Source organism: Emticicia sp. (genome assembly GCF_043780375.1).
In the GTDB taxonomy this organism is placed as follows: domain Bacteria; phylum Bacteroidota; class Bacteroidia; order Cytophagales; family Spirosomataceae; genus Emticicia.
This window is the reverse complement of record NZ_JAYWCU010000049.1, coordinates 1-19,134: the sequence shown is the minus strand read 5'-3', so window position 1 is coordinate 19,134 and position 19,134 is coordinate 1. Positions and strand designations below refer to the sequence as shown.

17 protein-coding genes are annotated in these 19,134 nt (G+C 35.3%); 1 reads left to right on the top strand and 16 read right to left on the bottom strand.

Translation table 11 applies throughout. The features are described 5' to 3' along the window. Positions 1-4: 4 nt before the first annotated feature. The 12 genes from ACH2CJ_RS03380 to ACH2CJ_RS03325 form a co-directional block, all read right to left on the bottom strand. The gene (locus ACH2CJ_RS03380; RefSeq protein WP_394990725.1) at positions 5-358 is read right to left on the bottom strand and encodes a heavy-metal-associated domain-containing protein; all 354 of its coding nucleotides are present in this window, start codon (positions 356-358) and stop codon (positions 5-7) included. A 26-nt stretch (positions 359-384) separates the two neighbouring features. Next, complete coding sequence (locus ACH2CJ_RS03375) at positions 385-1,839, bottom strand: multicopper oxidase family protein (protein WP_394990723.1); 1,455 nt, start codon at positions 1,837-1,839, stop codon at positions 385-387. 23 nt (positions 1,840-1,862) lie between these two features. Next, the gene (locus tag ACH2CJ_RS03370) at positions 1,863-2,927 is read right to left on the bottom strand and encodes a hypothetical protein (protein ID WP_394990721.1); all 1,065 of its coding nucleotides are present in this window, start codon (positions 2,925-2,927) and stop codon (positions 1,863-1,865) included. A gap of 12 nt (positions 2,928-2,939) precedes the next feature. Then, positions 2,940-3,503 carry a helix-turn-helix domain-containing protein gene (locus ACH2CJ_RS03365; RefSeq protein WP_394990719.1) on the bottom strand — a complete coding sequence of 188 codons (564 nt, stop codon included), beginning with the start codon at positions 3,501-3,503 and terminating at the stop codon, positions 2,940-2,942. A 17-nt stretch (positions 3,504-3,520) separates the two neighbouring features. Further along, complete coding sequence (locus ACH2CJ_RS03360) at positions 3,521-5,752, bottom strand: TonB-dependent receptor domain-containing protein (RefSeq protein ID WP_394990717.1); 2,232 nt, start codon at positions 5,750-5,752, stop codon at positions 3,521-3,523. 74 nt (positions 5,753-5,826) lie between these two features. After that, positions 5,827-6,261 (bottom strand): hypothetical protein, encoded by a 435-nt coding sequence (locus ACH2CJ_RS03355; RefSeq protein ID WP_394990716.1) that lies wholly within the window; start codon positions 6,259-6,261, stop codon positions 5,827-5,829. A 260-nt stretch (positions 6,262-6,521) separates the two neighbouring features. After that, positions 6,522-9,344, bottom strand: a complete 2,823-nt coding sequence (locus ACH2CJ_RS03350) for a type I restriction endonuclease subunit R (protein WP_394990715.1) — start codon at positions 9,342-9,344, stop codon at positions 6,522-6,524. Positions 9,345-9,355: 11 nt separating this feature from the next. After that, complete coding sequence (locus ACH2CJ_RS03345; protein ID WP_394990714.1) at positions 9,356-10,594, bottom strand: restriction endonuclease subunit S; 1,239 nt, start codon at positions 10,592-10,594, stop codon at positions 9,356-9,358. Between the two features lie 35 nt (positions 10,595-10,629). Beyond that, entirely contained in the window at positions 10,630-11,364 is a 735-nt protein-coding gene (locus tag ACH2CJ_RS03340) for a zeta toxin family protein (RefSeq protein WP_394990713.1), read from the bottom strand. Continuing rightward, positions 11,361-11,585 carry a hypothetical protein gene (locus ACH2CJ_RS03335; RefSeq protein WP_394990712.1) on the bottom strand — a complete coding sequence of 75 codons (225 nt, stop codon included), beginning with the start codon at positions 11,583-11,585 and terminating at the stop codon, positions 11,361-11,363. Before ACH2CJ_RS03335 ends, ACH2CJ_RS03340 begins: the two co-directional genes overlap by 4 nt. 149 nt (positions 11,586-11,734) lie before the next feature. Continuing rightward, positions 11,735-12,523, bottom strand: coding sequence for a DNA damage-inducible protein D (gene dinD / locus ACH2CJ_RS03330; protein ID WP_394990710.1), 789 nt, complete (start codon positions 12,521-12,523; stop codon positions 11,735-11,737). Between the two features lie 50 nt (positions 12,524-12,573). Beyond that, positions 12,574-14,190, bottom strand: a complete 1,617-nt coding sequence (locus ACH2CJ_RS03325; protein ID WP_394990708.1) for a type I restriction-modification system subunit M — start codon at positions 14,188-14,190, stop codon at positions 12,574-12,576. 194 nt (positions 14,191-14,384) lie between these two features. Here ACH2CJ_RS03325 and ACH2CJ_RS03320 point away from each other — a divergent pair, with 194 nt between their 5' ends. Then, positions 14,385-14,654, top strand: a complete 270-nt coding sequence (locus ACH2CJ_RS03320; RefSeq protein WP_394990706.1) for a hypothetical protein — start codon at positions 14,385-14,387, stop codon at positions 14,652-14,654. A 16-nt stretch (positions 14,655-14,670) separates the two neighbouring features. Here ACH2CJ_RS03320 and ACH2CJ_RS03315 read toward each other — a convergent pair whose 3' ends face one another. Genes ACH2CJ_RS03315 through ACH2CJ_RS03300 form a run of 4 tightly spaced genes read right to left on the bottom strand, consistent with a single transcriptional unit; the run spans position 14,671 to position 18,655 of the window. Continuing rightward, complete coding sequence (locus ACH2CJ_RS03315; RefSeq protein ID WP_394990705.1) at positions 14,671-14,976, bottom strand: hypothetical protein; 306 nt, start codon at positions 14,974-14,976, stop codon at positions 14,671-14,673. A 4-nt stretch (positions 14,977-14,980) separates the two neighbouring features. After that, positions 14,981-16,918: a type IV secretory system conjugative DNA transfer family protein gene (locus ACH2CJ_RS03310; RefSeq protein ID WP_394990703.1), complete on the bottom strand. Its 1,938-nt coding sequence runs from the start codon at positions 16,916-16,918 to the stop codon at positions 14,981-14,983. Between the two features lie 38 nt (positions 16,919-16,956). Continuing rightward, a complete protein-coding gene (locus ACH2CJ_RS03305; protein WP_394990702.1) occupies positions 16,957-18,063 on the bottom strand; it encodes a DUF5712 family protein in 1,107 nt (368 codons plus the stop codon). 1 nt (position 18,064) lies between these two features. Further along, positions 18,065-18,655: a hypothetical protein gene (locus ACH2CJ_RS03300; RefSeq protein ID WP_394990700.1), complete on the bottom strand. Its 591-nt coding sequence runs from the start codon at positions 18,653-18,655 to the stop codon at positions 18,065-18,067. Positions 18,656-19,134: the final 479 nt, after the last annotated feature.

Here is a 19,134-nt window from a genome sequence, read left to right as displayed (position 1 = left end):
AATGTTAGTTTTTCATTGGTTCGCCATCTTTCTTACAGCACGATGGGAGTTTTTCATAACTTTTGTCATTGGTAAGGGTTTCATCAGCATCATACCCTGCATCATTGATGGCTTGCTTGATTTTGTTGGCATCTGTTTTCTTAGGGTTAAAAGTTACAGTTACAACCTTGTCGTTTAAATCAAGGTTGGATTCGCTTACTCCCTTTGTAAAAGCTAATTGTTTTTCGATACGTTCTTTACACATCTCGCATATTGCCGATGTTTTTATTTTAACTTTTGCAGGTGGTTCTTGAAGATTTGCCATTGACAAAGAACCAATTATTGCTAATCCAGTGGTTAAAAAAAATCTCCTTTTCATTGTATTGTTTGTTTTGATGTTTAAAACTATTTTACTTCAAAATTGAGCATCATGCCATCGTCTTCATGTTCGAGGTTGTGGCAATGAAAAACGAATTTTCCCTTTTGTTCAAATTTTACAATCACTTTTACTTTTTCAGATGGAGCAACCAAAACCGTGTCTTTCCAAGTTTTTTCTTGTGGTAAAATGGTATTTCTGCCACCTGTTCGACTTACGACTTGAAATTGGACACCGTGAATGTGCATCGGGTGTGGTTCATCACCAGTAGAATTATCAAACTCCCAAGTTTCGGTTGAGCCGACTGGAACTGTTTCGTCGATTCGGGTAGCACTATATATTTTACCATTAATTTTGTGCATTCCACCACTCATATTTGCCATATCCATTGTTAAAGCAAAAGACCTATTCTTTGTGGCATTACTCAATTTGGTAAGTGGAATCAAGCTATTCGGTACTTTGAAAGTATCTGTTTCTTGTTTATTGACAATAAATTTCATAACCTTAAATGCCTGTGTTCCTTGTGCTGTTCCCATACCTGTAAAGGTTTTGTTTTCCAAATACACTTCTGTATTGAGGGCTATATTGGTAAAATCAACCAAAATATCGACTCTTTCACCAGAAGCAAGGAGCAATGAGTTGACAGATTCAGGTTTTTCAAGCATTCCACTATCAGCTCCAATGACATAAAAATTTGCTCCATTGCTTAAAGCTAAATTATAAATCCTTGCTGATGAGCCATTTAATACCCTAAAACGATAAAAACGAGTTGAAACATTTAGATAAGGAGAAGCAGTACCGTTGACCAAAATATTATCGCCCATATAGCCAGACATAATTTCCATCATGGTAGGGCTATACTTGATAGTAGCATCTGTATTGAAGCGTTTATCTTGAATAACCAAAGGCACTTCGTAGTTACCATTAGGTAAATTTAGAGCCTTTTCTTCGGGACTTTCAACGATGAAAAAACCTGCTAAACCTTGTGTTACCTGTTTTCCTGTTAATCCGTGCGGGTGTGGGTGATACCAATTTGTTCCTGCTTGCTGATTAATAGTAAATTGGTAATTAAAATTTTCGTTCGGCATTACCATTTGGTCGGGATGTCCGTCCATTTCAGCAGGAATTACGAGTCCATGCCAGTGAATATTGGTATGTTCGGCTAATTGATTACTGAATTTTACATTGAAATTTGCTCCTTTTTGAAGCCTAAAAGTTGGTCCTAATAAGCCCGAACGATAACCAATATACTTGGCATTTTTTCCGTCCATGACTGTATCTTGCACAACTTGGGCAATCATACTGCTCGGACTTGTGATTGTTTCAGGAATTTTAAGTGCGTTTTTAAAATTAGTATCACCACTGACTGGAACAGGGTCGCCTCCCATATCCATATTACCCATACAACTTGACATTAGGACGGTAGAACTTAATCCAAATCCTAACTTTTCGAGAAAATCTCTACGGTTAATTTGCTTGTACATTCTTAAATAATAGGTTAAATAAATTAAAGTTTAATTACAATTCCATTGGGTTTTAAGCCAACAGTTAGTGTTTTAGTAACTTTATGTTGCATTACATCAATTACTGATACGCTGGCAGCTTCTTGGTTGGTAACATAGGCGTTCATTGCATTGAAAGCGATAGCATGAGAACCCGCACCCGTCGTAAAAGAGCCTGTTCGTGCCATTTTACCATCTGCTCCTTTTGTCCACCAATGTACTTTTCCTGCGGTGGGGTCTGTTACCCACATTTCTTTCATATCAGCTTGATAAGCAACAAAACCTGGCATAAATCCTAATGTAACGGTTTCGACTATTTTTAATGTTTTTACATCAATAATTGAAACCGTTTGCCCATCTTCATTATCTACATACATTCTATTATCAGCACCAACCCACGCTCCAACAGGATTTTTTCCAACGGCTATTGTTGCTAAAACAGTTTTAGTTATAGGGCTAATGGCAGAAACAGAATTGTCCTCGCCATTTGCAACAAAAGCTACTGTTCCATCATAAGAAAAAGTAACTTCGGCAGAACCATTTCCAACCGCTACTTTATTTTTGAGGGCATAAGTAGTGGCATCATAAACCAATACTTTTCCATCGGTTTGAGATGTCCAAATCTCTTTTCCATCTGGCGAAAAAACAGCGTTGTGATTGGACATCGGGACATCGAAAATTTTCACGTTAGTGCCTTTTATGGCATCAATAACCGCTATCTTTCCCGTACCTGCGTGAGTACCTCCTGCGTGACCTGCACTCAAATCAACACCTGGTGCCGCTACTGCGATTTGAGATTTTGCTGCATTGATATAAATATGGTGGGGATAGGCTAAAAAGCCAGCCGTTGCAGTATGCCCTGCACCGTGTGTGGAAGTGCTTGAACCATCTGTTAATTGAATTGTTGTAGATACTTCATTTGTATTGAGGTTAATAACTGATAGCGTACTACTTTCTCCATTAACAATAAATGCCGCTGGGTAATTGATATTTTGTTCAGGTTGAACCTTGCTCATGTCCATACACGCTACTACACCCAAAATCAGAAGTGAGAAAATTACTTTTTTCATTTTGAAAATTATTTAAAGTTGATTGATAGAAATTCGTTTATTGGCTTTCATTTGTTTAAAATGACTCGGTGTAAGTCCAGTTATTTTTTTGAACTGCATAGATAAATGCTGCACACTACTGTAAAACATCATATCGGCGATTTGACTCAATGATAATTCATCATAAACCAAAAATTCTTTTACCTTTTCTATTTTTTGAATAATCAAGAAATGTTCGATTGTAGTACCTTCTACCTCAGAAAACAAGGTTGTTAAATACTTATAATCTCGACCAATGTTTTCAGCGATATAAGCTGATTGATTGATTTTTTTTAGCACTTCTGATTGGTTTTGTACCAATTCAATGATTATCGTTTTGATTTTCTGAACAATTTGCTTGCGTTTATCATCTATTAATTCAAAGCCAACAGTTCTCAATCTCTTCTCAATGGTTTGTAATTGTTCGGGAGTTAATTCATCTAATGTTTCAATCTCGCCCAATTCTATACTTTTGACCGTTATTCCTGTTTTTTTGAAAAGGTCTGCGATAACCATTTTGCATCGGTCGCAAACCATATTTTTTATATATAAAGTCATGATTTTCGATGTTTTGGTTATTTTATTTTATATCGCATTCCTGCATAAACCATTCTGCCAATGACTGGTCCCCAAGTCATACCAGCATCATAATGTCTTCCAAAAGGGTCATTTGATGAAATAATTGGGTTTTTCTGAGTGAAATTATTGAGGTTCTCGCCACCAACATACATATCCCATTTTAAGAAAGTCTTAGTTATTTGTGCATTTATATTTGAGAATGCAGGTGCAGTGGTAAGTGTACCTGTACCCATTGACATCATCGAATGCTCGGACATGGCTGGCATTCGTCGAGAACCATTCCATTGCCAAGTAAAATCAAATTTCCATTTATCATAGGGCAAAGCATAACCCATATTAAATAAGATACGGTCTCGGTTTAGAAATTGTTTGGTCATTAATGCCAATGTTCCGCTTTCTGTTTGGAAATCATTTTTTACATCAAACCAACGATAAGCTAATTTGAAATCAAAACGCTTGATTGGAGCGAAATTTAGTTCTGCTTGGTAGCTATTAGAAAAAGAACGACCTTTTAAATTGTAGAAACTTAAATATCCCGCCTGTTCCATATCTACTACCAATTGATTTTGAAAATTAGTACGGTAAGCATCTACAACGAAAGAAGCTTTCTGCCCGAATAATTCAAATTCATTCGATAGACTCAATCCATAATTCCAAGATTCTTCGGGGCGAAGGTTATTTTCGATAGAAATAGCTCTTGAACTCACCAATAAACCATAATTCTCAGCTAAGGGATTTGGTACTCTCCAACCTTTTCCTGCACTGGCTCTCAAATGTACCGATTTACTAATGTCATATTTAGCATGAATGCGTGGAGTGAATCGAGTGCCATAGAGGTTATGAAAATCTACTCTACCACCTGCTACAACTGTTAGTTTTTCGGGATATGTATAGGTATATTCAGCAAATACACCTGGCACTGATTCAGTTCGTAATCGAGGATTGATGCCTGTAAATGTTTCATTATAATCATCCAATAGATAACTTGCACCTGCCTTATATTGATGATTGGTGTTATTGATAATATCTTGATAAATCAGATTGGCATAAATCGTATTCTGGCGACCAGAATAATTGCGTAATCCAAAGAATGATTGATTATTGTGAATCGTACCATTCAAAATTAAACCTAAACCTCGATAGGGCGTACTTTGAAATAGTTTTGCCGTTTTGCTGAAAAACTCAACTCGCTTTGTTTGGCTACCAAAACCATAAACCAATGAAGAGCCTTGTAATTCGGGTTTGAAATTAGTTTGTCCACCTAAACGGTCTTCGTATAGGGCTTTGATGCCAAACTGAGCCATCATTTTTTCACTCTGAAATTTCCAACGATTGATTACATTGTATTGATTATAAAGTGGAATATCTAAAAAACTATCTCCGTTTTTATCAATACGATTTTGCAAAGTCGAAGCATGGGTGAGTAAACCAGCCGACCATTTTTTATTCAATTTCTTTGCTAAATTCAAATTGATTTCACCACGCCCAAAACTATTGACATACGTATTTAAGTACAGTTTTTCTGCTAACTCTGGTTTTTGTAGTTCAATATTGATTTGTCCCGTCATTGATTCATAGCCATTGACGACTGAGCCAGCACCTTTGCCAACATCTATTGAAGTTATCCAAGTGCCAGGAACGTAGTTTAAGCCAAAAGTTGTATTTAATCCACGAATATTCGGAATGTTTTCTGTATTGGTTTGGACATAATTTCCACTCAAACCTAATAATTGGATTTGTTTTGAACCAGTAACGGCATCAGCATAACTTACTGATACACTCGCATTGGTTTCAAAACTCTCGGAAAGATTACAACAGGCAGCTTTGGCAAGTGCTTTGGTAGTAATTATTTCAGTATGAATTGGACTCATACGGTCTATAACGCTTGCTTCACTTCTCACAACTACCTCTTGTAAGGTTGAAGACTCAGTTTTTAGATAAATGGTAAGAAAATCAGACGAATGAACCATCACAGTATCAGTTTTATAGCCAATCGAACTGATAATTAATTCATGATTTTGAGAGGTTTTGGAAATAGTAAATCTCCCTTCAATGTCGGCAGATGTGCCGATTTTACTATTTTTCCAACGGAGTACGGCACCAATCAATGGTTCGGTTTTTCCGTCAATTTTCTTTTCTAATACAATTCCTTGTAAGTTTTGCGAATACGCTGTTGTAGTAAATAATAATACGAATAGTATTACTATCTTATTGATATTTTTTAACATAAAAAGATGCAATTTATTGAACAATAGAAAAACAGCCTATTGAGAAATAGGCACAAGAAGTTCAATAAATAGCATCAAATTAAGAAGGATTGAATATGTATGAGCAGTTTTCTACCTGCATTGGGTGGAGCGGTGTTGTAGTAATGTGTTACTTTGAATGATACAGGTTCACTCGACCAGTTAAAGGCATAAATAGGTGAACAAGAAGAATACTCTCCATTTAAAGTAGGGATACTCAGTGAAGCTTGATTATCGTTTGATGAAGCGGTGTTAATATGAACAAAAGTATAATGTTCTTCACAACACTTTGTGCGTTTAAAATTTGCTTTTGAAGATTTCTCTTCCTTTTTAAGCATTTTTTGTGGACAACATTTAGGAGGACTTGATAAAATGAAAGTTTTTCTACCTTTTACTTTACATAAATGTTCTATCATTGCAAATCCAGTGCTTGCAAAAAGCACTTGAAACGCCATGAAAAGACACAATATGCGAGTAAGTATTTGTTTCATTCTATGAAAATAATTGCAAATGTGCAATCATTTTATATATTATCTGTGATATTTTATTCTATTTAGTTTATATAATTTTCGTGTTGCCATATTTTTAGAGCTTGTACTTTTACTCAAAAAGCCTTGTTGCAGCACCGTTTGCTTATACAATGACTTCTTTATTAATGAGTGTTTTTGCTTGCTCGGCGGTCAAAGTGTCGGTTTGGGCAAAGGTGTTGACTCCTGTTAGTAGGAATATAACTGTGATTAGTTTTTTCATTTTACACTCCTTCAATAAAAGTATTTATAAATTCATTAATCTTATCTTTAATTCGGGCAAAAACTGCTTTTCGTTCTAATAGCTTTGGTTTTACTTCAAGCATATTATCAATGTCGGCGGTTAGTGGTAGGCGTTGAGCAAATAGATATTCACTTACTACATTTCTTAATTTTTCATTATCAATCTTCTCGGTTTCACAAAGTTCGCTCAATGCTTTTTCTCTTTCAATGTTCCAGAATTCTTCAAACTCATTTTCTACTTGGTTGGTGTCTGTAATGTTTGGAATATTCTCATTGATAAATTTCTCGATTAGCTTACGTTTGCTACGGAGCTGCACTTGACCTTCCAATAATTCAGTAATTTCTCGGCGTTTCTTGTCTTGCTCTGCTTGGGTGGCTGTTTTAAGTTTGACCAATAAAGCTAAAATATAAGCTACATTTATTTCGTCTCGGTGAATTAATTCCAATTCAAAATCTACGTCTTCCAATATCGAAACTTTTTCTTTTTGGGTACTGGTCTTAACTTTATCGTGCAGGTCGAGATACTTACTTTTATAATCTTCATAATCTTGCTCTGGTATTTGCAAATCTTCTTCTTTGAAATCTGCAAACGTACCCAAAACGTTTTTTATTTTAATCAACTCCCTGAAATGCTTGATAAACTCCAATTGCTCAACTTCACTCGGCAAATCATCAACGCTACCAATAGTCGGAACTACTGCCAATAAATCTTTATAAACTTGATTGAAACGTGCTACATAATCTTTGTATGGCTTCAATATGATTTCTTCAATGGCATCTTTGTTTGAAAAAAGCGTTATTGCATCATCGGTGGCAGCTTTTAAATTTCGGAAACAAACAATATTTCCGTGTGATTTTTTCTCGTCCAAAATTCTGTTTGTCCGTGAAAATGCCTGGATTAAACCATGATGTTTTAAATTTTTATCAACGTAAAGTGTGCTGAGTGTCGGACTATCAAAACCTGTCAAAAACATATTTACGACTATCAAAATATCTACCTCACGTTTTCGCACTCGCATAGATATTTCATTATAATAGGTATAAAACGCTTGACTATCTTTGGTTGAGTGCTTTGTACCAAACATTTTATTATAATCAGCAATGTAGTTATCCAGCTTATCACGGCTGTGTAAATTTACTGGTGCTGCATCGTCTAAAATATCTGCATCTAACAAACCGTTTGCATCTTTATCGTCTTCGTTTGCCGTAAAACTGAATATCGTTGCAATCTTCAAAGTATGCTTACCATTGGCTTTTTTCTTGGCAAAAGCTTCGTAATATTTTGTAAGCATATCAATACTACTTACGCAAAACATTGCGGTAAATGCCTTTGAATGGGTTTTGCGGTCGTGGTTTTCTATGATATAATCAGAAATCTTGTCTATCCGAATATCAGACTCTAATAACTCTTTGGTATCAATGGCTTCAACGTTAATATCAATTTCGTTTTTGCTGTCTTTTTGTTTGTATTTACCTACGTATTCGACCGAAAACTTTAAAACGTTGTTGTCTTTGATAGCATCGGTAATGACGTATTTATGCAAACATTCTTCAAATAAATCTTTGGTAGTACGCTTTAAACCATCATACGAAGCTGCATTGTCTTTAAAAATCGGTGTGCCTGTAAAGCCAAACATTTGAATATTTGTAAAGAAACTTTTGATTGCTTTGTGGGTTTTACCAAATTGGGTTCGGTGGCATTCATCAAAAATAAAGACAATATGTTTATCTTTTTGCTTTTCCATTCGAGCCAAATATATCTTTTTTGAAATAGCATTATGTAGCTTCTGAATGGTGGTAACGATTAGCTTTGTATCATCGGTAAACTGCTGAACGAGCTTGTTTGTGTTTTCTGTGCCATCAACGCTGCCGTCTGAAAAACTGTTAAATTCTATGTTGGTTTGATAATCTAAATCTTTTCTATCAACCACGAAAACAACTTTATGAACTCCTGGCTGATTCATCAGTATTTGGCTTGCCTTAAACGATGTTAGGGTTTTGCCTGAGCCTGTTGTGTGCCAAATATAGCCGTTCTTATTCGTGTTTTTTACTCTATCAATAATCGTTTCTACGGCAAAATACTGGTACGGTCGGAGTACCATCAAAATCTTTTTTGCTTCTGCCAATACCACGTACCGAGTTATCATTTTAGACAAATGGCAGGGTTCGAGAAAAACGTCAGTAAAGGCAAATAAATCGGTTATGAGTTTGTTCTGTTGGTCGGACCAAAAGAATGTTTGATTGAAATGTTGTTTGGCGTTATTGCTGTAATATTTGGTATTTACACCGTTTGAAATTACAAAAATCTGAATGTACTGAAATAGTGCGTTATTGGCATTATAAGAGTGTCGCTGATAGCGATTAACTTGGTTAAAGGCTTCTTTTATATGTAAACCACGGCGTTTTAGTTCGATTTGAGCCAATGGCAAGCCATTTATCAGAATCGTAACATCATAACGATTTTGGTAACTACCTTCGACCGTGATTTGATTGCTTACTTGAAATTCATTTTGACACCAACCTTCAGTATTGATAAACTCGATATAAACACTTTTGCCGTCTTCTTTGGTCAATTGCATTTTATCACGCAAAATTTTGGCTTTATCCCAAACATTGCCCTTATTAAGATGGTTTAAAACTTGGGTAAATTCTTTGTCTGACAGTAAAATATTGTTGTGTTTCTCAATCTGTTTTTTGAGGTTAGCCTCTAAAGCTGTATCGTCTTTGATAGGTACATATTTGTAACCCATCTTGACTAACGCCTCAATTAATTTATTTTCAAGTTCTCCTTCGGGTTGTGTCATTTTCTGTGCTATTATATAAACATTTGCTGCAAAAGTCCTTTTTTATACTTTTCGGTGGCTGTTATTTGTTGGCTTACTTTTTCTATCTTTTCATCAATGGCGGTTAAAAAACTGGCTATTTTTTGCTGTTCGAGTAATGATGGGAAAGGAATAAAAAAGGATTCTATATCAGTTGAACTAACATTTGGTTGAGCACCTGCCACTAAAACAGTTTCTAATTGTTTATTAAAACTCTCTGAAAAGACAAATTGTATTAAATATTTATAATACAATTCTTTTGTTTTTGATTTGAACAACCCAACACGTTGGTTTAAATATGAATCAAAATCTAAATTATAAATACTTGATTTTCCAGTTGTTGCTCCTGACATTGCTATTATTAAATCTCCCTTTTTAATAATGAAATTATCAGCATTAGTTAATTTATCGTAGTAAACTATATTCCCAAAATCAATATAATTATTATGATTTGATATATTAGAAATTCTAATTACTGGAATTCCATCCCTTTTAAATAAATTGCTTTTAAATGCGTAACCTCCTTGTAATTTACAAATCTCCCCTAAACTTTTCTCTTCCCAATCATCAAAATCAGCACCATCATCATTTTTAAAGCGTAGCTCTTGGCTAAAAATCTGTTGCATGATGCCTTTTTTGTATTGCTCCAAAAGGGTTTTCTTTTGTTTTAAGGCTTGTATTTTTTCATCAATGGCTATTAAGAAATTGGCTATTTTTGTTTGTTCTGGGAGTTGGGGGAATAATAATCCAACTGAGGATAAAATTTCTTGACCAACATTATACCTTGTACTACCACCCGATTTAGACGTAATATTATCTCTTGCACTATCTGTTTTTAGCAATTTATTTAAGAATACAGGGTTATATTCTCCGATTTTTTTTCCTCTAATTACAAATCCGCCAAAAGTTGCCGTTCTTGTTTCATCTAAATAAACATTGGCTGTGCCTACTTCTTCCCTTGTTTCTGAACTCCTTTGAAATAAAATATCACCATAACTGACTAAATATTTTTCAAGTGTTTGATTATCAACGTTTACGCTACCAATAATTTTATCATGGGTAATATAATCATTGTTTAAAATATCAAGTACATTAATAAATTTCGCACCACTTCCGTACTGTTCTTTATCAGCATTTATTCCATTTTTAAATTCAAGTAAATCCCCTAACTTTTTCACTTCCCATTTATCAGAAAACTCTGGAAAGCGTAATTTTGGTGTTTGTGTGTGCATAATAGACGAAGTATAGACTATGTATAGACTAAGTTTTAGGTTAATTTTTCAAATACGTATTTTCTAAACCAAGTCGGCACTTCATTTACTTGGAGTTCAATATCCGTACCGTTGGTTATTTCGGCAATCCAAGTTTTGGCATCGCCCGAATTATCAAAAATAAAGGCTCGGTTGCTGTATTTTATTGCTTCTGAAAGTAATTCAAGCGAACGGTAATACCTCGTAATTACTTTATCAGTCGGTACAGGATGCCCACCAGTTTTCACTCGGTGGTTTATTCGGAGTAAATTAATAGAAGGGTCTTCGGTGGCTACAAAGTACAAATAAGTTTTATAGCCTAATTGTTGGGCTTTTTTCAGGATTTCGACCTTATCGGGTGAAGACATCACGGTTTCAAAAGTAAACGATTGGTGTGTTTCTAAATATTTGTGTCTCAAAAAGTCGGTCAGAATCGCACTCATATACGAATCAATACCAACATTAGAAAAATCAATAAATTCAGCTTGAATATACTTAATTTCGTAGGTAAACTCGCCCAATTCTGTTTTATCAATCAAAGGGTGTTTATCAAAAAAAGTCCTAATTTCTTGTACATTTGTTTGAATATTATACCCTCTTACGTCCAAATAACCGTTTGCTTTTATTTCTTTTTCTATCTCATCGGGGTTCAGATAATGCCCCAATAATTTGGCAGAAACAACCGCTTTTATGGTGCTTTTTCCCGAGCCATTTGGTCCCGCAAACATTCTGATTCTTGGTATTTCCATCATCGTACAATTTTATAAAACCGTTGCGTTACCTTCATTGGTTTTTCAATCTCTTTGATAATTTTTCTACTTCCATCAGGCGAAACTTCAATTAGTTTTCCATCTTCGGCAATCATTACTTTATCGCCCGATGCAAGGGTTTGCCAATAGGCTTGCTTGGTAGCGGTTTCTGCTAAAATCGGAATTTGTTGTTCCAAATAGTTCAATTCTTGTTCGTTTAGCATAATATTTTGTTTTTATAAAAATACAAGATTTTTGTCGAGAAAAATAACCTAAAAGCAAAATACGAGACGGTGTTTCGTATTTTCAAAACGGCGTTTGTGTTGTCATTTTTTCTTTTTGGTGTCTTTCAAGATTTTTTTATCATCACCATCTAATTTCCGTTGTATTTTTTTACATCTTCGGCAGTAGGCAAGTTTTCGGGTACTATTCCTCTTTGGGTGAGCATACTTCTAACAGCCTTGTTATTTTCAATGTGTTCGTTTTCAATGGGGTTTTGTCCTTTCAAATCTTTGCTTTGCACATTTAGTCCAGTCATTTCTGCCGCCAAATCTTTGGCTTTTATGCTTATCGTTGGCAAAAAATCGGCAATGGGTCTATTTTCAGGCACACCCATTTTCTTTTTTAGCATTTGGGTATTTAGCCTAAAAAGTGCTTGGTCACCTTTACTACGAATAAGGGCAAACCCTTGATTATCAACCCCTCTTTCGTATAATATACCCGAAAGCTGTTTTTCGGTTTGGCTCAGTTTCTCACGGGCTTTTACTCTTTCATATTCCAAAAGTCTTTGTTCTACCAATTCGGCTCTGCGAGTTTGCACGGCAAAGTAGTTTTGAGCAAAAGCAATTGCCTCTTTTCGGCTATCGCCATTTTGAGCAATCAGATAACAAGCGTATCGGGTTAGTGCAATATCGTCTATTTGCCTTTCTGTATTAGAACCAATTTCAACCATTTTCCTGACATCAGGAAAATGGTTTTCGGTTAGCTCACCAGCATTTTTACACGCATCTTTTGCTTTTTGAATAACTTTTTCAAAATTTTCCCATTTGCTATATCCCAATAATACCTGTAATTCTCTGGCACTCCAACACTCAATTCCTTCAATTTCGGCAACAGCAGCTTCAAATTGTGAAAATAATTGTTTTATTTCTTCTGTTTTCATTGTAAAACGATTGTAAAATGATTTTTCTAAAATCTAATAAATACCTTGTTTTAAAACGGTGTTTCAATGCCCAATTCTTTACAAAAACTGGCAATAGTTTGGTCGGTGGCTGCCATACTGGTATCAATATCTTTTAGTTTTTGGGCAATTTCGGCAATGTTTATGCTGTCTTCTGCCTCAAAAGTATCAACGTAGCGAGGTATATTTAAGTTATAATCATTGGCTTTTACTTCGCTTAGTGGTGCTATGTAGCTGTATTTTTCTTCGGTTTTACGCTCTCGGTAGGTGCTAACAATCTTCTCAATGTTGTCGGGGCTTAAAATATTTTGGGTTTTTACTTTGTCAAAGTGCTGGCTGGCATCAATAAACAAAATGTCTTCGGGGTTTTCACGGCATTTTTTAAAAACCAAAATACTTGTCGGGATGCTCGTGCCGTAAAAAATACTGGCAGGTAGCCCAATAACTGCATCCAAATAATTACAGTCTTCTATCAAATATTGCCTTATGTGTCCTTCTGCTCCGCCTCTAAACAATACACCGTGTGGCATCACAACTGCCATTGTGCCGTTATCGTCCAACTGGTAAATCATGTGTTGAATAAAAGCAAAATCAGCTTTGCTACTCGGTGCGAGTTTGCCATACTGACTAAAACGGTCGTCAGTCAAAAACATAGCACTCGCCGACCACTGCGTAGAAAATGGCGGATTTGCCACAATTGCTTCAAAACGTTTGTCAAGGTGCTGCGGTCGAACGAGCGTATCTTCTTGCTTAATATCAAACTTAGAGTAATGCACATCGTGCATAATCATATTCATTCGAGCCAAATTGTAGGTAGTTCGGTTCAACTCCTGCCCATAAAAATAGGCTACGTCTTTCACTTCCTTTGCTACTCGCAACAACAACGAACCCGAACCACAAGTAGGGTCATAGACCGAACGAAGTTTGGTTTTGCCCGTAGTTACGATTTTAGAAAGTACCATTGACACCTGCTGGGGCGTATAAAACTCACCTGCTTTTTTTCCTGCTCCACTGGCAAACTGTCCAATCAGGTATTCGTAGGCATCGCCCAAAATATCAGATTCGATGTTTTCGAGTTCAAAATCAATTTTATTGAGGTGGCTCAATACCTTTGAAATTAGTTTGTTTTTATCTTTTTCGGTACGACCGAGTTTAGACGAAGTTAAATCAAGGTCTTCAAAAAGTTTATTAAAATCATCTTCGGAGTCAGTTCCTGCGGTGCTTTGCTCAATGTTTCTTAGCACATTGGCAAGGTCGCCGAGAATAAAGCGGCCGCCGCCCAGGCTATCGGTGTTTGTTTCTTCTTCGTTGTCTTCATCGTCTTCGGTTTGCTTGCCTCTGGTTGCCAAACTGCTAAACAGTTCGGAGGGCTTTAAGAAAAAGCCCAAACCTTCAACGGTTTCGTCTTTGATGGCTTGTAGATATTCTTTTCCTTCGTCGGTGGCTTCGTCAATGTCTTGGTACTGAATAGCTTCGCCCGAATCTTTTAAAATCTTATTGGCATTGAGTTGCATTTTTTCGGACAAATATTTGTAAAATATAAATCCGAGAATGTAATCACGAAACTCGTCAGCATCCATTTTACCACGTAGGGTGTTGGCGATGTTCCAAAGTTGTTGTTCTAATTGTTTCTTTTGGTCTAATGACATCTTTTCTTATTAATTAATCTTTTTGTTTTGTTATTATTTGCCAATATCCGCCTTTATCTGCACCTATTCGCTCTAATTTGTTCTCCGCTTTTAGTTTCTGTAAATATTATCCGTGTATTAGTTTACAAATTATTCAATATTCTTAGAACAATTTAATAAATTTTAGCTACAAAAATACGTAAATTATTGAGATTTTGGAGAGAAAAACACATCCTGAGGACTTTTTAATAATCGGGTGGGTGCGTAGCCAAAAGGCATTGCCTGACCTAAAATGTAGCGTTGTAAAGCCTAATATCTGTGTGCGTTGCGATTTGTTGCAGGAAGGAACGACCGCAATAAATGGCATAAGCCCTAATGCAGAGCCTCCAACAGATTTTAGGATGTGCGGAAAGGCATTTAGTGTTAGGCAAAGTCTTGTGCGGCTGGTGGGTGGGGCTAATGTTTCCTTATACTCGGTTGCATAAAGTGCAACATCACGCATCAAAAATACCTTCCATTCTCCTCATAATGCCTATCCTGCCTACGATTATGAACAAAATCTGCCCCTGCACCAAGAAGAAAAATGCTACCTAAAATCTTTAAAAAGACCCTCAAAAGATAGAACCATAAAATTATTCCTGCCAACATTAGGCAGAACAAAACACCAAAAATCAATAATAAAATCTTGAAAATTGCCTTTGGTTTTTGTGTTTTAAATTCTTCTTTAGTTGGCGTTTGTTCTCTTACAATTTTGAGAACTAAATTGATTAATTGACTGAGTATTGGTTGTTTTTCTTGATTTTTCATAAATTTATTTGTTCGTTTTCGGTGATTCACTCACCAAAATCATTTTGCATTCAAATTTGATTTTCTCGGCAATGATGTGTACATCAATATTTTGATTAAATGCAGGGATTTTTCTGTCAGAAGTATGAAATCTGCCCTCTTTATCATAGTTTCCATTTGTGCCGTTTGGAGTTGAAAAAATATTTCTTTCTACCTCCAAATGAAAAGTTGGGTGCTTAGTTTCTTCACAAATACCAACCATTTCACCGACTTTAAATTGCATGATTTGGTTTGGCAAAATTACCTCAGTTTGTGCTTCCGAAAAGTTAAATCCTTCATTATTGCTCCCTCCTTTTACGCCCATATTGGCACTAACACTTTCGGAGCGTTTGACCTCCATTTCTTTACCAATGGTGGCAGAAACTCGCTTGGCAGTTTCTATATTGGCGATTTTTAGGTAAATCTGATAATTCAAATTGCCTATTAATGAATCAGAGACAGGTTTTGAATAAATGCTTTCAAACTGCAAAATATCCTGTGCCACGATATTAAATGATACCTTATTACTACGTGCGGTGGCAGGAATATCGGCAATATTTGGAATGAAAATTTGTGCCGCTTCGTCCATTAAAGCAAAACTATGGTGTTTGTCTTGCTGATTCATTGTCTTCAAAGCCACTGTAAAAATCAAAGAAATAATGGGCGATAAAGCGGCGGCAATGTCGGGGGCAGTTCCTACGCAAATAACTTTCGGGTAATCCTTTTCATTAACATCAATCGTGGTATCATCGCCCGACAATACATACATATATTCAGGAATGTTCATTGTTCCAAAAGGCATTTGTAAACTGGCAATTACCCCTGCCAATTGATTACCTGCTTTGGATTCGATAGCTGTAATAATACTCCGAATAAGTCCTGCACATTCATCGTCTTCTCTCAGCTTTTTTATCAAAATTTCGTAAGATTCGCCCACAATTAGATTGACCACGTGCGGAAAAGTACAGTATTGCGGATAATGCTTTTTCAAAAACCAAATAATTGCCGTCAATAATGTAATAGCGGAAGGGGTAAAAAACTTGTCATTGTAATTCTGTCCTTTTTGCAAACTATTAATAATTGCTTCCGCAAATTCTTTGGCATAAATCTGATTTTTAATGTACTTTGGATTCAAAGGATTGATGCGATGCGAACGAGCAATGTCAGTGAAATTAATGATATAAAACTTTGTCTGATTTTCAATCAACTCATATTCTTTGCCTTGCAAACTCAAAACTTCTTTTCTGCCAAAATGTAAATGAGCAATATTAGAAAGTGTTGGAAATTTAAAATCAAACAAAATTCCTGCATAACCTTTGAAGGCATACTGCTCGATACAAGGCTCAACAAACGAAACTGTTTTTCCTGCACCGTTGGCGGCTATACCCAAAATTCCACGAAAAGTATTGACAATATTTAGCCATTTTTCCTTTGAACCATCATGACTTTTTCCTTTAATATTAATTGAATATTGGTTAAAAATGATGGTGTCATCGGTTTGGATTTGCACTTTCTTATTAGCTTGTTTTTCTGTAAAAAAGCTAAAAGATAGCCCTAAAATGGTTAAAATGATGTATAAAGATAACGAAATTAGGGGAGAAATGCCTATTAAATTGATAGAAAAAAGGGCAAAAAAAGCAAAAAAAATATAGCTAAAAATGAGCCATTGTTTCTGCCGAAAAGTAAAACTATCGGGAGAATTTTCTTTTTTATTAAATCTATTAATGAGCGATTCTTCCTTGTTATAAAGTAACATTGGGAGCGAAATAAATGCGATAAATCTGAACAAAAAGCCAAATTTGAGATACTGCAAAATCAACCAATTGGGCATAGTTTCGTAGTTTGTTATTACAAACCATTCTCCAAAAACGACTGCAACCAAAGCAATTGCAATCATATAATATAGAATCTTATACTTTTTCATTTTCTTTGTTTTTAATAATTGTTAATGAAAATTTGAATTCAAATAGAAATATCATTATCGGTTGATTTCTGAACTCTTTTTCTAAAATGAAAGCCAGCTTTGCGGAATGTATCTTTCAAGTCTTTTCCATCGAATTCTGCTAATTCTTCTCCTTTGAAAAAATGAAAACCTTGCTTGAAACTGCCGACCAAATCAAACGAATTTCCCTTTTCTTGCTCCATATTTTGGCTTCTTTCATCAGGTTTTGAATTGCCTAATCGCTCCCATTGCTCTGAATTTAGCCCATTTTTACCACCCTCTTTTTTGAGTTCTTTACCAATTTCTTTCAAGTTTTTTCTAAAATCTTGGCTATAATCTTGGGCAACTGCCATACTTCTAATTTTAATATAATCAGCATCGGGCAAGCCATATTTTTGCTCAAAAGTTGTCAAAGTCCTTTCAACACTCATTACTTTATTCCAGGCTTCTTTGCTTTGATTGGTAAATGATTTTTTCGGTGACTCATAGCCAAATTTACTATTGAAAGTTTGTTGATTCTTTTCGCTCCAAGCGACAATGGAAAACCTTCGGGCGGCGTTCTGCTGTTTGTCTTTTGTACGTGGATTTAATGTAATTTTCATTGACTTATCCCGTGCCGAAACCGTAATATGGATGTGCGTTTGCAAACCTTCTTTTCGCTCTCCTTGCTTTTTCTCCCCACGTTTTACTTCATCGGCATCGCCTTTAAAAGTTCGGTCGTACTCAATATTGGCAAACCAAACCAAGTCTTTTTCAGACAACTTTTTTAAACTCCCATCTTTGGTTTTTATGTTGAAATTTTGAGCATAATTTTCCATGCAATTTGCTGTAAAAGCTCTCAGTTTCGAGGCATTATTTTTAATATGTTCCAACTCAGCTTGCGATGGACTCAGCACCAAAGAATAGAATTTATCATCATCAGCAGTCAAACCTTTGACATTCATATCAATACTTTTGACCATTTCATCTTTCGTAAAACTGCCTTCATTATTAAAGAAAACATTCCCATGTGGAGTCTTTGCCAAGTCTAATTCTTTTTCCAAATAATTGCCCAAACGGACTGAGCTACCTTTGTTATTAAAGGCAATCCGACCATCTTTTTCAGGGTTGATTACTTTGGAATACATTTTATTTGTTGTTCAAATTTTCAATATATTCGATACCTTTTTTCTGTAATAAGTTCTCTAATTTGGGTCTTTCCGACTTTTCGATTTCCAGCATTTCAAACAAGATATGCACTAAACCCATCAAAGTTCCTTGCGTTTCTAAGGCGGTTTCTTCTACGGTCTGGGTGTCAAATTCGATGTTTTTTTTGAGTAAACTCATTTCATTTTTCATGGCAATAATATCTTGCTGAAAAGGTCGAATTAACTTGTTTTCCTGCGTTACGATAAAACCCAAAATATGATTTCTAAGGCGATTAATTGCCGTGGCAATCGAATCGTCTTGATAATATCTTGGGTCGTATTTGTTCTTAATAAAATGTAATAAAGCTGCTTCGGCAAAGACTTTTAAGGTTAGTTTTTCAGGTATTTTAATTGTTTTATCTGCCTTTTGTATCTGTCCTTTGATGGTTATTTGATGCTCCGTCAAACTTGTTTTCTCATAATTTTCAAATAAAATATTCAGTTCGGCAACGGCTATTTTAGTTTTCTCCAAAATTGCTTCCGAAATTCTAATATCTCCTCTTTTGGTGATTTTTGATTCATTTTTGGCCATTGTCGACAGATTTGCGAGATAAATAATTAATAATCAAGTATTTACATTTTGAATGTCACCACCATTAATAGCTATGCTATTGATAATCAAAGGTTTAGCTCTGCTAAAAACCTCCCTCTTGCTACGCTTAACTACGACTAAAATAACGAAAAGAGATTACCTTTATTTCATATATAAATAATATAATATTTTTTAATGAAAATATATTTGTACTTTTGCTATACTCAAATACTCAATTACTCAAATCGTATTTTACTCAAACGCTCAATTACTATTTTACTCAAATAGGTTACGCACCTCGCTCATTTACTCAATTACTCAAATCGTATTTTACTCAAATACTCATTTACTCAAACACTCATTTACTCAACACAAAAAACATGAACACAAAAATCATTGCAGTTGGCAACCAAAAAGGTGGTGTCGGAAAATCATCAGCTATTTATTGGTTAGCCAGTACATTAAGCATTCACTATGGC